Origin of the sequence: Geodermatophilus sp. YIM 151500, from assembly GCF_025716945.1 — a bacterium.
Lineage (GTDB): Bacteria > Actinomycetota > Actinomycetes > Mycobacteriales > Geodermatophilaceae > YIM-151500.
Map to the genome: position 1 here is coordinate 1 of NZ_JAOVZT010000008.1, position 13,281 is coordinate 13,281.

14 protein-coding genes are annotated in these 13,281 nt (G+C 77.7%); 4 read left to right on the top strand and 10 right to left on the bottom strand.

Annotated elements, in window-relative coordinates; genetic code table 11:
• Positions 1 to 282: 282 nt before the first annotated feature.
• A complete protein-coding gene (locus OF117_RS14240) occupies positions 283 to 1,674 on the top strand; it encodes an 8-oxoguanine deaminase (RefSeq protein WP_263553498.1) in 1,392 nt (463 codons plus the stop codon).
• Positions 1,675 to 1,756: 82 nt separating this feature from the next.
• On the opposite strand, the gene egtE is transcribed toward OF117_RS14240, so the two are convergent.
• The 10 genes from egtE to egtA all read right to left on the bottom strand — a co-directional run bounded on the left by egtE (position 1,757) and on the right by egtA (position 11,062).
• The gene (gene egtE, locus OF117_RS14245; protein ID WP_263553499.1) at positions 1,757 to 2,941 is read right to left on the bottom strand and encodes an ergothioneine biosynthesis PLP-dependent enzyme EgtE; all 1,185 of its coding nucleotides are present in this window, start codon (positions 2,939 to 2,941) and stop codon (positions 1,757 to 1,759) included.
• A gap of 32 nt (positions 2,942 to 2,973) precedes the next feature.
• The gene (locus tag OF117_RS14250) at positions 2,974 to 3,804 is read right to left on the bottom strand and encodes an anti-sigma factor (RefSeq protein WP_263553500.1); all 831 of its coding nucleotides are present in this window, start codon (positions 3,802 to 3,804) and stop codon (positions 2,974 to 2,976) included.
• A complete protein-coding gene (locus OF117_RS14255; RefSeq protein WP_263553501.1) occupies positions 3,785 to 4,432 on the bottom strand; it encodes an RNA polymerase sigma factor in 648 nt (215 codons plus the stop codon). The genes OF117_RS14250 and OF117_RS14255 overlap by 20 nt, the downstream gene beginning before the upstream one ends.
• Positions 4,433 to 4,439: 7 nt before the next feature.
• Positions 4,440 to 5,129 (bottom strand): class F sortase, encoded by a 690-nt coding sequence (locus tag OF117_RS14260; RefSeq protein ID WP_263553502.1) that lies wholly within the window; start codon positions 5,127 to 5,129, stop codon positions 4,440 to 4,442.
• 19 nt (positions 5,130 to 5,148) lie between these two features.
• Positions 5,149 to 5,958, bottom strand: coding sequence for a DUF4397 domain-containing protein (locus tag OF117_RS14265; protein WP_263553503.1), 810 nt, complete (start codon positions 5,956 to 5,958; stop codon positions 5,149 to 5,151).
• Between the two features lie 97 nt (positions 5,959 to 6,055).
• Positions 6,056 to 6,808, bottom strand: a complete 753-nt coding sequence (locus OF117_RS14270) for a TVP38/TMEM64 family protein (protein WP_263553504.1) — start codon at positions 6,806 to 6,808, stop codon at positions 6,056 to 6,058.
• A complete protein-coding gene (egtD, locus tag OF117_RS14275) occupies positions 6,805 to 7,776 on the bottom strand; it encodes an L-histidine N(alpha)-methyltransferase (protein WP_263553505.1) in 972 nt (323 codons plus the stop codon). The genes OF117_RS14270 and egtD overlap by 4 nt, the downstream gene beginning before the upstream one ends.
• Entirely contained in the window at positions 7,773 to 8,474 is a 702-nt protein-coding gene (egtC, locus tag OF117_RS14280) for an ergothioneine biosynthesis protein EgtC (RefSeq protein WP_263553506.1), read from the bottom strand. Before egtC ends, egtD begins: the two co-directional genes overlap by 4 nt.
• Before the next feature lie 3 nt (positions 8,475 to 8,477).
• On the bottom strand, positions 8,478 to 9,806 hold the full coding sequence (gene egtB / locus OF117_RS14285) for an ergothioneine biosynthesis protein EgtB (protein ID WP_263553507.1): 1,329 nt from the start codon (positions 9,804 to 9,806) through the stop codon (positions 8,478 to 8,480).
• A complete protein-coding gene (gene egtA, locus OF117_RS14290) occupies positions 9,803 to 11,062 on the bottom strand; it encodes an ergothioneine biosynthesis glutamate--cysteine ligase EgtA (protein ID WP_411969456.1) in 1,260 nt (419 codons plus the stop codon). Before egtA ends, egtB begins: the two co-directional genes overlap by 4 nt.
• Positions 11,063 to 11,245: 183 nt before the next feature.
• Here egtA and OF117_RS14295 point away from each other — a divergent pair, with 183 nt between their 5' ends.
• From OF117_RS14295 to OF117_RS14305, 3 genes are all read left to right on the top strand, one after another.
• A complete protein-coding gene (locus OF117_RS14295; RefSeq protein ID WP_263553509.1) occupies positions 11,246 to 11,713 on the top strand; it encodes a DUF309 domain-containing protein in 468 nt (155 codons plus the stop codon).
• A gap of 76 nt (positions 11,714 to 11,789) precedes the next feature.
• A complete protein-coding gene (locus OF117_RS14300) occupies positions 11,790 to 12,575 on the top strand; it encodes a hypothetical protein (protein ID WP_263553510.1) in 786 nt (261 codons plus the stop codon).
• Between the two features lie 42 nt (positions 12,576 to 12,617).
• Positions 12,618 to 13,058 carry an SRPBCC domain-containing protein gene (locus OF117_RS14305; RefSeq protein ID WP_263553511.1) on the top strand — a complete coding sequence of 147 codons (441 nt, stop codon included), beginning with the start codon at positions 12,618 to 12,620 and terminating at the stop codon, positions 13,056 to 13,058.
• The last annotated feature ends 223 nt before the right edge of the window (positions 13,059 to 13,281 follow it).

Consider the following 13,281-nt stretch of genomic DNA (forward strand, 5'->3'; position numbering starts at 1 on the left):
CACCGTAGCCACGGGGTCCGACAGTTCCCGCTGCTCAGCCGGCGGTCGGCCGACCCGTTCCTCCGATCGGCGGGCGGAGCGCTCGGCCGGCCGGCGGCCGTCCCCGCGGCGACCCGGCGCCGCGGTCCGACCGGTGCCGGCGACCGGGCTCGCGCGCGGCGCCGTGTCGCGAGGCGTGCCGTGCCGCGAGGCGTGCCGTGCCGCGAGGCGTGCCGGGACCGCTGGCCGGGACGACGCGCCACCCGCAGCCGCTACCGGGGGGAGATCGGCCAGGATGGCGGCGTGGAGACCACCGCGCAGCGACCCGCACGCGCCGACCTGCTGGTCACCGACGCCGAGCTCGTCGCCACCGTCGACGAGGCCCGGCGGGAGATCCCCGGCGGCTGGGTGGCGGTCACCGACGGCCGGATCAGCGCGATGGGCGGCCCGTCCGACCCCGCCCCGGACGCCGACCGCACCGTCGACGCGCGCGGCTGCCTGGTGACGCCCGGCCTGGTCAACACCCACCACCACCTGTACCAGAACCTGACCCGGGCCTACGCGCCCGCGCTGCGCGGCGGCCTGTTCGACTGGCTGGTCACCCTCTACCCGCTCTGGGCCCGGCTCGACGAGGAGGCCGCCTGGATCAGCGCGTACGTCGGACTCACCGAGCTGGCACTGGGCGGCTGCACCACCTCCACCGACCACCTCTACGTCCACCCGCGCGGCGCCGGGGACCTGGTCACCGCGGAGATCGCCGCGGCCGGCGAGCTCGGGTTCCGCTTCCACCCCACCCGCGGGTCGATGTCGCTGTCGGTCGAGGACGGCGGCCTGCCACCGGCGTCCGTCGTCCAGGACGACGACGAGATCCTCGCCGAGTCCCAGCGCGTGGTGGCGCAGCACCACGACCGGACGCCGGGAGCCCTGACCCGCGTCGCGCTGGCCCCCTGCTCACCGTTCAGCGTCTCGACCGAGCTCATGGCCCGCACCGCCGAGCTGGCCGAACGGCTCGACGTCCGCCTGCACACCCACCTGTGCGAGACGCAGGACGAGGACGACTTCTGCCTCGATCGCTACGGGCGGCGCCCGGTCGAGCACCTCGCCGACGTCGGCTGGATGACCGACCGGGTGTGGCTGGCGCACGTCGTGTGGCCGTCGTCGGCGGAGGTCGCGCGGCTGGGCGAGACCGGGGTCGGCGCGGCGCACTGCCCGAGCAGCAACCTGATCCTCGGCAGCGGACTGGCGCCGGTGGCCGAGCTGCGGGCCGCCGGTGCGCCGGTCGGCCTCGGGGTCGACGGCTCGGCCTCGGCCGACTCCGCGTCCCTCTGGCTCGAGGCGCGGACGGCGATGCTGCTCGGCAAGCTGCGGCACGGCGCGGCGTCGATGTCGGCCCGCGACGCCCTGGAGATGGCCACCCGGGGCGGCGCCGCCTGCCTGGGCCGGACCGGTGAGATCGGCGAGCTCTCCGTCGGCGCCTGCGGCGACCTCGCGGTGTGGTCGCTGGAGGGCGTGCCCTTCGCCGGCGCGCTCTCCGACCCGGTCGAGGGGTGGCTGCGGAGCGGCCCCACCTCGGCGCGGCACACGGTCGTGGCCGGTCGGTTCGTCGTCGAGGACGGCGTTCCCACGCACCCCGGCCTCGACGAGCGGCTCGCCGCCCACCGGCGGGTCAGCGAGCGGGTGCAGGCGGCCCGGTAGCGGCCCGCCGGGCCGCGGAGGTCCGGAGCGGCTCGCCGCAGGACGGGTCCCCGGCGGGGCGGTTCGTCGGTGGATCGTTCGCTCAGGAGGCGAGCTCCCGGAGCGCGGTGGCCAGGGCCTCGAGGTCCTCGGGGACGACGTCCAGGTGCGGTGACACCCGCAGCACCGGACCGGTCAGCTGGCCCGGCGCCCGCTCGCGGCCGATCGCCGTGGTCACGACGCCGTGCTCGGCGAGCAGCCGGGCGCGGGTGGCCGGGACGTCGACGCCGTCCGGCGGGCGCAGCGTGGTGATGGCGCTCGGCTCGTCGACCGTCTCGACCACCCGCCAGCCGGCGACGCCGTCCAGCCGTTCCCGGGTCAGCCGGCCGATCGCGGCCAGCCGGGCACGCACCCGCTCCGGACCGGCCGCGACGTGCTCGCCGACGGCCAGCACCAGCCCGACGCGGCCCGCGACGTGCCCCTCGCCCGACTCGAAGGCCCGCATCGGCGGCTCCCCCTCCGGCTCCGGCAGCACCGGCGTCAGCCCGGCCGCCAGCGCCGGTCGCACGCACAGGACGCCGACGCCGCGCGGACCGGCCAGCCACTTGCGGGACGTCGAGTACACGACGTCGGCGCCCACGTCGGTGTCGGCGTGCCCGAGCGACTGCGCGGCGTCGACGACCAGCGGCACCCCGGCGGACCGGCACAGCCGGGCGACCTCGGCGGCGGGCTGGACGAGCCCGCGGTGGCTGCCGATGTGCGTCAGGTGGACGAAGCGCGGCGGGTCGTCGGCCAGCAGCCGCGCGACGCCGTCCGGATCGGCGCGCCCGGAACCGTCGACGGGCAGCGGCACGGGGCGCAACCCGAAGGCCCGCAACTGGGCGATGTTGGGCGCGTACTCGCCGGGGAGGCAGGCGACTCGCGACCCGGCCGGCAGCCGCCAGCCGATGAGCAGGGCGACCAGGGCCGCCTGGGCCGACTCGACGAAGGCGACGTCCGCGGCAGCCATGCCGACGAGTCCGCCGAGCACCGACCGGCCCTGCTGGAGCAGGTCGTCGGCCGTGGCCTCGGCGACGTAGCCGCCGAGCTCGGCCTCGTGGCGGGGGTGCAGCGCCGTCGCCTCGAGCACGCGGCGGCTCTGCCGGCTGCACGCGGCGCTGTCCAGGTGCCGCCCGGCCGGCCGGGGGCGGACGGCACGCCACGAGGCGCCGAGGTCGGCGAACGGCAGCGCGCCGGAACCCGGGGACGGCCCCGACGAGGGATCGGCGGCCGGCGGCGCAGAGGTCACGGAGCGGAGGATGCCAGGTGCTCGCGGAGCGGTCAGGCGCCCAGGATGCCGCGCGCCACCGAGTCGCCGGAGTGCGTCGGGTCGCCGTCGAGCGGTTCCACCGAGACGTCGACGATCGCGTACTCGGCGATGTCGAGCCCCTCGGGCACCTCCAGGGTGGTGCTGCCCTCCCGCACGACGCCGACGGGCACCATCCGCTCCAGCGACGGCTCGATCAGCCAGACCTCGTAGTAGCCGTCGGACGCCAGCGGCGGCGCGTCGAGCTCCACCTGCAGCAGCCGTCCGTCGCTGCCGGCGACGACGGCCGCGGTGCCGGCCGCCCCGCTGTCCTCGAGCGGGGCGAGGTCCGCGGCGGCGACCGGGTCGCCCCCCGGCCCGTCGGTGAGCGCCACCGCGCCGGCGCCCAGCCCCGCGCCGACCAACAGCGACGCGGCCGCGGCCAGGACGAGGGCGGTGCGGCGGGGACGCAGCGGCCGGACGACGGAGGACGACGGGGCGTCGCCGTCCCGAGGGGTGCCGGGAGCGGGCGAGGAGGGCACCGCGGTCAGCGGTGCGGCCGGTGGGGCGTCCACCGGCGCCGCGGAGGCGCCCGCCGCGGCGGCGCCGGCGGCGGCGAGCACGTCGGGACGGGGCGCGGCGCTCACCCCGGTGGCGGCGGCGATCCCGGCCCAGACCGACGGGGGCGGCGGGACCGACGTTCCGGACGAGGCGAACTCCGGTACGGCCAGCGCGTCGACGCTGCGCTGCAAGGCGACGACCTCCGATCGGCACCGGGAGCACGTCTCCAGGTGCGCGGCGTCGACGTCGGGCAGCGGCTCGTGGAGCGCGGCCAGCGCGAGCTGCTCAGGCGTGCAGTGCTGCACCGTCCACCTCCAACCGTGTCCTCAGACGTTCGAGCGTGCGCCGGATGTGGGACTTGACCGTGCCGAGCGGCAACCCGGTCCGGTCCGCGATCTGCGCGTGGGTCAGGTCTTCGAAGAAGGCGAGCTCGATGATGCCGCGTTGGGGCTGGCCCAGGCGGTCCAGCTCGCCGAGCAGCAGCACGCGATCGGCCACCGCACCGTCGAACGTCGGCGTCGTGGCCGGGCTTCCCGAGGCCTGGGCGGCGGCGGCCTCGGCCACCCGCCGCTGGCGGTCGCGACGGGCCCAGGTGTCGGCGATCTTGTGCCGGCACACCCCGACCAGCCACGCCGGCAGCGGGCCGGCGTCGCGCCGGTAGCCGGCCCGGCCGGTCCAGGCCGAGACGAAGGTCTGCTGGGTGACGTCCTCGGCGTCCGGCCCGGGCCCGAAGGCGCGCACGGCCATGCCGTGGATCTGGCCCGCCCAGCGCTCGTACGCCCAGGCGAGCGCCTGCTCGTCGCCCAGGGCGAACCGCCGCGCGACCTCGTCGTCGTCGGGGTCCGACGGGCCGCGCGGGGCGGGATCGGCCTCCGTCACCACGGCGGCGACGTTACCCATCAGGCGCGGCCGCAGGTCGAGCACGTCACTCATCCGTCACTCACCCGAGCGGTTCGGCGACGACGACCACGTTGCTGCTGTAGCTGGACAGCTCGGGGAGGAACGGTCCGCCGCAGGTGATCAGCGTCAGCCGCGGCGGGCCGTCCCGCTGGAAGAGCGCGTCCAGCGGCAGCGCCTGCTTCTCGATGAGCTCGCGGGAGACGACCTGCCAGCGCGTGGTCGACCCCGCGGCGTCGACGACCTCGATCACGTCGCCGACCTCGGCGCCGCGCACCGGAGCGATCGCCCCGAGCCCCTGCTCCGCGTCGTCCACGTGACCGGCGATCACCGCCGAGCCCGGCGCGCCGGGCACCGGGCCGAACCGGTACCAGCCGATCCGCCGGACGTCCTCGGGGAGCTCCATCTGGCCGTCGTCCCGGACGGCGACCTGGTCGACGGGGGCGTCCATCCCCAGGCGCGGCACCACCAGCCGGGTGGGTGCCGGGGCCGCGACGGCGGAGGTCGGGCGGGCGTCCCGGCCGGTGGCCTCGGGCAGCAGATCCGGCGCCGGCGGCGACGTCGTCGGCGCCGCCGGCGCCGGGGGCGGGACCGGACCCGGGGAGCCCGAGACGGCCTCCTCGACCGGCGCACCCGCCGCCGCGGAGGGCCGGGTCAGCTCCCACGCCGTCGGCACGCCGATGGCGAGGGCCAGACCGAGGACCGCTCCGGCGGCGGCGAGACGCACCTGCACGTCGCTCCGATCGCCCGCGTCAGCCGCGGTTGGCGGCCAGCCGGCGACCGGCCACACCGGCGGCGACGAGGCCGGCCAGCGACAGGCCGATCAGCGGCCCGGGCAGGGAGTCGTCGGCCAGGCCGGCGGTGCCACCGGGGACGCCGCCCGGCGCGGAGTGCGCGGAGATCGTCTGGACGGCGAGCTCGTAGCCGGCCTCCTGCGAGCCCCACGCGTACACGATCGTGTTGGTGCCCTCCTGCAGGTCCAGGTCGGCCGGGCCGATGACCACCGTGTCGGTGCCGGCGGCGCGCACCTCGGCGCTGACGGTGCCGGCGGGCACCTCGAGGCTCTGCTCGTTCGGGTTGGTCAGCCCCGGGACGACGACCTGCCCCCCGGCGGCCACGTCGACGGCACCGGCCGCTGCGGTGTGCCGGACCGTGGCGCGCGCCTGGCCGGCGGGCACCTCGGAGGTGTCGTTGACGAAAGGCGTGAGGACCGGGTTGCCCCCGGCGTCCAGGTGGGCCACGACGGTGGCGTTCGCGCCGGCGGGCACGTCGGCGGTCGCGCTGATGACCGGCTGGGCGGCGGCGGCGTCCTGCGTGTCGGCCGGGTAGACGGCCAGCTCGTAGCTGCCGGCGGGCAGCGACAGCGGATCGGTGAGGGTGCCCGGCTGGAAGTCGTCGAGCAGCCGCTCGCCGTTGGCGTACACGTCGACGGGGGTGTCCGGGACGCCGTGCAGGACCGAGACGGTCGCGTTGCCGGCGGCCGACGCCGGGGCGGCGCCGAGGGCGAGCAGGGCGCCGGTGGCGCCGACGGTGAGCCCGACGAGGGCACGGTTCTTGACCACGATGCGGTTCCTTCCTCAGGAGGAGTGCCTGTCACCGGGTCTTCCGGGCCGCCCACGGCAGCGGATGCAGTTGAGAGCAAAACTTTCCGGGCGAGGATCAGGAAGCCCGATCGACGGGCCGGCGCGCCCGTCCCCGCCGCGACGGCAGCCGACCCGGCCGCCGCCGGGCGAGGGCCCAGCCGAGCCCCGCCGGCCCGGCCAGCGCGGCCACCGCGACGAGGAAGGGCCAGGACGCCGGCGATGTGCCGTACGCGCCCAGCGCGACGTAGGCGACGGTCCCGGGGACGATCCCGAGCGCCGTCCCGACGGCGAAGGAGCCCGACCGGATCGCGGTCAGCCCGGCCGCGTAGTTGACCCCGGTGAACGGCACCACCGGGACGACCCGGGCCACCAGCACCGCGACGAACCCGCGCCGTGCCAGCAGCGCGTCCACCCGCGCCACCCGCGTGCCGGTGAACCGCTCGACCGCCCCGCGGCCGAGCGCCCGGCCCAGCCCGAAGCCGGCCAGCGCACCCAGGAGCGCACCTGGCAGCACCACCAGCACGCCCTGCACGAATCCGAACAGCAGGCCCGCCGCGGCGCTGAGCACGTTCCTCGGCAGCGGGAGGAGCGTCGCCGCGGCGTAGAGCAGGACGAAGACCGGCGGGCCGGCCGGCCCGAGGCCCTCGACGTCGGCCCGCAGCGCGGCGGTGTCGGGCACGCCGACGACGGCAGCGCCGGTGACCGCGGCGCCGAGCAGCAGCACGAGCAGCGCCGGCCGCAGCCACCCGGCCCGGCCCGGCGACCCCCCGTCCGACCGGGTCGCGGACGTGCCCGGCGTGCCCCGGGGGACGGCCGGCCCGGGCCTCACCCCGAGAGCACGGACAGCGAGACGCCGAAGTCGCCCGCTGGGTCGGTCCACCACCGGGTCGTCGTCAGGCCCGCGGCGGTCAGCTCCTCGGCGACCCGCTCGCGGCGGAACTTGGCCGACACCTCGGTGCGCATCTCCTCGCCCGCGGCGAAGGGGACGTCGAGGTCGAGCGCGGCCACGTGCACCACCTGCTCGACCCGCGACCGCAGCCGCATCTCGATCCACTCGTCCTCCGCGTCCCAGTGCGCCACGTGCTCGAACAGCGCGAGGTCGAACGAGGCCCCCAGCTCCCGGTTGAGCACGGCCAGCACGTTGCGGTTGAACGCCGCGGTGACCCCGGCCGCGTCGTCGTAGGCGGCCAGCAGCCGGTCGACGTCCTTCACGAGGTCGGTACCGAGCAGGAAGGAGTCACCGGGGGCCAGGGTCGCGGCCACGTCGGCGAGGAACTCCGCGCGCGGCCCCGGCTCCAGGTTGCCGATCGTCGAGCCGAGGAAGGCGACCAGCCGCCGCCCGCCCCGCGGCAGCTCCCGCAGGTGCCGGGTGAAGTCGCCGACGACGGCCTGCACCTCCACGCCGGGGTACTCGGCGCTGATCGCCTCCCCGGCGGCGCGCAGCACCGACGGGTCGACGTCGCACGGCACGAACCGCCGCAGCGTGCCGGCGTCGCGCAGCGCGTCGAGCAGCAGCCGCGTCTTCTCCGACGTCCCGCTGCCCAGCTCGACCAGCACCTCGGCGCCCGACGCCGCCGCGATCTCACCCGCCCGCTCGGCGAGCACCGCCCGCTCGGCGCGGGTGGGGTAGTACTCCGGCAGCCGGGTGATCTCGTCGAACAGCGCGCTGCCGCGCTCGTCGTAGAACCAGCGCGGCGGCAGCTGTTTCGGCGCGGCGGTCAGCCCGGCCAGCGCGTCGGCGCGCAGCTCGGCGGTCGCGTCGTCGGCCGCGAGGTGGTCGGTCAGCGAGATGGTCATGCCGGCGGCTCCGGATGGTCGAGCGGGGTGAGGCGGACGCCGTCCGGCGTCACCTCGACGAGGGTGTGGTCCGGCACGTCGGACCACGCGGGGTCGTCGTCCCACGGCTCGCTGGCCAGCGCCGTCCCCTCGTCGGTGACCAGCACGCAGAGGGTGTCGCCCCAGGTGGTCGCCAGCAACCGGCGGCCGTCGGCCGCGATCAGGTTGAGCCGGGCGGCCGGGTCGGCCGCGGCCACCTCCCGGACGACGTCGCCGATGGCGTCCAGTCCGCGCTGGAAGACCAGGGCGGCGAGCAGCGCGCTGTCGACCGTCGACTCGGCCGCCCGTGACGCCGGTAGCGCGTCCAGGGAGACGCGGCCGTTGTGCGAGAGCAGCGCCCGCCCGTCGGTGAAGGGCGCGGCGGCGCCCTCCTCCAGCGGCATGCCCACGGTGGCCGACCGGACGGCGGCCACCACGCAGCCCGACCGCAGCACCGGCGCCACCGAGGCGAACGACGGGTCGGCCCACAGCGGCCGGGGTGAGCGCCACCGGGCGAGCCGGCCGTCGGCCCAGAACCCGACGCCCCAGCCGTCCGCGTTCACCGTGCCGTACCGCTGCCGCCGCGGCGCCCACGACTGCACCAGCAGCGACGACGGCGGCTCGAGCACGAGCGAGGCCAGCGAACGCGGCCGGCCGAGCCAGGCGAGGTGACGGCACACGGCTCAGCCGCCGTCCGCGGACGGCTCGACGGACCAGGCGAGCCGGAAACCGCTGAAGATCTGCCGCCGGTACGGGTGGTCCCAGTTGCGGAAGCTGGGCCGCAGGATGGCCGGGTCGACCGCCCACGAGCCGCCGCGCAGCACGCGGTAGTCGCCGCCGAAGAACGGCGCCGAGTAGTCGGCGTAGAGCATCGGGACGAACCCCGGCCACGGCCGGAACGGTGACGACGTCCACTCCCAGACGTCGCCCACCATCTGCTCGGCGCCGCACGCCGACGCCGATGCCGGGTAGGCGCCCACCGGCGCCGGGCGCAGCGCGTCGCCGCCGAGGTTGGCCAGGGACGGCGTCGGCTCGGCCGACCCCCACGGCCACCGCCGTCGCCGCCCGGCCGCCGGGTCCCAGACCGCCGCCTTCTCCCACTCCACCTCGGTCGGCAGCCGGGCACCGGGCGGGACGACGCCGGTGCCGCCGGCCCACGCGGCGTAGGCCTCGGCCTCGAAGGAGGTGACGTGCTGGACCGGCTCGTCGGGCGGCAGCGGCTCGACGACGCCGAACCGCGTGCGCGTGCCGTCGACGCCCCAGAACTGCGGCCGGTCCAGCCCGGCCTCGCACCGCTGCGCCCAGCCGCGCGCCGACCACCACCGCGGGTCGGCGTACCCGCCGTCGGCGACGAACCGCGCGTACTCGGCGTTGGTCACGGGCACGCGGCCGATGCGGAAGGCGGGCACGTCGACCGGGTGCGCCGGCCGCTCGTTGTCCAGGGAGAACGGCTCGTCCGCCGGGTCGACACCGAGCACGAACGGGCCACCGGGCACGAGCACCGACGTGCCCGCCACCCCGGGCCGGCCCGGCGGCAGCGGCGTCCCCGCGGCGAGCAGCGGCGGTCCGACCCGCAGGTTGAGCGCCTGCAGCATCGTCTCGTCGTGCTGCTGCTCGTGGCTGACCACCATGGCGAAGTCGAACGGGTCGCCGTCGTCGTCCGCCCCGAGCCGCTCCAGCCGGTCGAGCACCCGCCCGCGCACCTCGCGGCCGAAGGCCCGCGCCTCGACCGGCGGCAGCAGCGGCAGCCGCGCCCGGACCGCGCGGGGCTGGGTGAAGGCGTCGTACAGCGCCTCCACGTCGGGCGGCAGCAGCCCGGGCCGGCGGGCGTCGCCGCGGCGCAGCAGCCAGAGGTCCTCCTGCTGGCCGATGTGCGCGAGGTCCCAGACCAGCGGGCTCAGCAGCGGGGTGTGCTGGCGCAGCAGCTCCGGCTCGTCGTGGTCGGTGAGCCGCAGCGTCCGGTCGCGGGCGGTGGTCAGGTCGCGGGCGAGCCGCTCGCGGAGGTCGCTCACGGCAGCACCTGCGGGAGGTCGGTGGCGGCGGCGAGGACGGCGGCCGGACCGTCCCCACCGGCCCGCGCGAGGACGGCGTCCCCCGGGCTGCGCCCGGCGTGCACCAGGGCGGCGAGCGCGTCGACGTCCGGCTGCAGGGACGCCGGGACGGCGGGGCCGGCGGCGGCGAGGCAGGCGGTCGCCGCCCGGCGCAGGTCGCCGTCGGCCAGGCCGAGGCGGGCCGCACGGTCCCAGGCGCCGGGGACCGGCGCGGTCGCCACCCAGGCGCGGTCGGCGGCGCCGGGGTCGTCGAGCAGCGCGGTGGTCACCGCGGCCAGTGCCGGCCACCACGGCTCGGGGGTCGCGTCGAGGTAGCGGATCTCCAGGTAGCCGCGCAGCCGCACCGGCGGGAACAGCGTCGACAGGTGGTAGTCGAGGTCGGCCACCGTGGGCCGGCGGCCGCCCAGGCGCACTTCGCCCCGCACCCATTCCGCGAACGACGTGCGGGTGCGCACCGGCTCGGCGCCCCCTCCGGGCCGGCGGACCAGCATCACCGGCGCGGCCAGCGCGTACGCCGCCCACTCCGCGGCCGGCTCGCCGCGGCCGAGCAGGGGGCCGCAGCGCGCCTGGTCCAGGTCGCCCCACACCTGCTGGCGGACCGACCGCCACCCGGACGGCCGCCCGGCCAGCCGCGGGGAGCAGGCCGACACGGCCACCAGCACCGGACCGAGGCGGTGGGCGAGGGCCACGCGGTCACGCCAGCCGTCGGGCGGGCCGGCGTCGAGGTTGACCTGCAGCGCCGCCGTCGACGTCATCATCGCCAGGCCTGCGGTGGGACAGCCGACGGCGGCGAAGTGCACCTCCATCGCGGCGTAGCGGGCGGCCGGGTTGACCCGCGCCGGGCGGCGCAGCGGATCGCTCCCGAGCAGCGCGAGGGCCAGCCCGTCGCGGGCCAGCGCGGCGCCGAGGGCGGTCCGGTCGGCGCGCAGGGCGGCGACCGCGGCCGCGACGTCCGGGAACGGCGGGCCGGACAGCTCCACCTGCCCGCCGGGTTCCACGGTGATCCGGCTGCCGCAGGGCAGCGGGTCGACACCGGCGACGGCGGCCTGCACCCGCGGCCACGGCACGCGGCGCGCGGGCTCGGCCAGGTCGACCAGGTGGCCCTCCAGCTCGAGCCCGACCGGGCCGACCGCGCCCGGGTGCAGCGCGGTGCGGGCGACGTGGTCGGCGGTCGCGTCGACGTCGAGGGCGGGTGCCGCCACGGGGATCGGGGACAACGGGGCCACCCCCTCCAGGTCCGGACCGGTCGACGTGCTCGACCGCGGGTCGGTGCGGGGGCGGTGGGCGCGGGGCCTCGCCGTCCTCGTCCCCCATCCTGGGCGCGTGCGTCCGGCGCTGACAACCCCTGACCGGGGGACGCCCCGTGGTTGTTCACCCGACGGCCACGGGAGGATCACCGTGTGGATGTCGACCGGGACCGGGACGCGGCCGGGCGGGCGCGCAACGCGCGGCCCCGCGACGCGTTGGGCCGGCCGCTGCCGCGCGGGGCGGTCGGCGAGGAGCGGGCGCCCGAGGGCGTCGTCCGGGAGCCGGCCGAGGCGCTGGCCGAGGCGCAGCGGCTGCTCGACGCGGGGCGGCCCTTCCACGCGCACGAGGTGCTGGAGGACGCCTGGAAGTCGGCGCCGGACGCCGAGCGGCAGCTCTGGCGGGGGTTGGCGCAGCTCGCCGTCGGGCTGACGCACCTGCTGCGCGGCAACGGGCGCGGGGCGGTCACCCTGCTCCAGCGCGGCGCGTCCAACGTCGAGCCCTACGCCGGCCGGCCGCCGCACGGCATCGACGTCGCCGGCCTGGTCCGCTGGGCACGCGGGGGCGGCTCCGGCGTCCCCCGGCTGACCTCGCCCGTCAGTCGATCATCGTCGGATCGCTGACCCCATCGGCGTGTCGGGCAGCCGTTCGACGATGATCAGCGTCGGCCGGGCGGGGATGCCACGTCGGGGAGGTGCCGTGCACGACCGGGTCCGGGCGACGGCGGTGCTGATCGCTGCCTGGGCGCAGATCGCCGGCGGGCCGCTGGGCACGGCGGTCGCCGGGCGGAGCATCGCCGACGTCAGCGACCGGACCCGCTCGCTGCTCACCCCCGCCGGCTGGGCGTTCACCATCTGGGCGCTCGTCTTCGCCAGCTCGGTGGCCTGGGCGGTGTACCAGGCCCTGCCGCGCCAGCGGGAGCGCGCGGTGCACCGCCGCACCGGCTGGCTGCTGGCGGCGGCGTTCGCGGGCAACGCCGTCTGGGAGATCGTGTTCCCGCTGGTCGGCGAGGCGCTGCCCGTCGTCCCCCTGGTCCTGCTCGTCGCGATCGTGACCGCTACGGCGGTGGCCTTCACCCGGCTGCAGGACCTGCCGGTGCACGGGCTCGCGCGGGTGCTGCCGGCCGCCCTCACCGGCCTCCTGCTCGGGTGGGTGACCGTCGCCACCGCGGCCGACGTCGGGAGCAGCGGCGTGGCGTGGGGCGCCGCGCCGACCGGCCCCGCCGCGCAGGCGTGGGCCGTCGGTGCGGTGCTCGCGGTGGCCGCCGTCGCGGCCGCGCTCACGCTCGCCGCACGGGTGGCGGTCGGCCCGTTCGTGCTGGCCGTCGCCTGGGGCCTGTCCGCGATCGCCGCGGCGGCCGACCCGGTGCCGGTGACGGTGGCCGCGGGAGCCGCGGCGGCCGCCGTCGCCCTGGTCCTCGTCGCGCGGGTCCTCGTCGCGCGCACGCGGGCGCGGCCGGATCCCCGCACCCTGCTCATCGGCTGAGATGCCCTGGCACGGCGCCGGTCGACCCGCGAGACTGGGCCGATGCGGAGCTACGAGGCCGCCTGCCGCATCGACGCGAGCGCCGACGAGGTCTGGCGGCGGCTGGTGGCCGTGGGCAGCTGGCGCGACTGGGATTCCGGCGTCGACCGGGTGGAGGGGCGGGTCGCGCTGGGGGAGCGGCTGACGATCTACGCGACGATGATCCGCAGCCGGCCCTTCTCGGTGACCGTCACCGAGCTGCGGCCCGCGGAGGCGATGCGCTGGCGCGGTGGGCTGCCGTTCGGCCTGGCCGTCATCGAGCGCACCTACCACCTCGACGCCCAGGACGACGGCGCCACGGTGCTCACCGTCCGCGAGGACCACACCGGCCCGCTCGCGCCGCTGGTCGACCGCACCTCCCCGGACCTCAACCCGTCGTTCCGGCAGTTCTGCGCGGGCATCAAGGCGCTCGCCGAGGGGCGGACCTCCCGGCCGGCGACCTGACCGGCGCCGGGGCCACCGGGGGAGACCGACACCGCAGCCGCCCGCCGCGAAGCCGGCGCGGCGGTGGTGCGAGGATGCCACCGCTATGAGCACCGAGACCGTGCCTCCCGCGGGAGCCGCACCCCGCACCGACGACACCGCCGCGGGTGAGCCCGTCGCCGCCCCGTCCGCCTCGCGCGGGCCGGTCACGTCGGCTTCCTACTCGCTCACCGTCCGGCTCGAC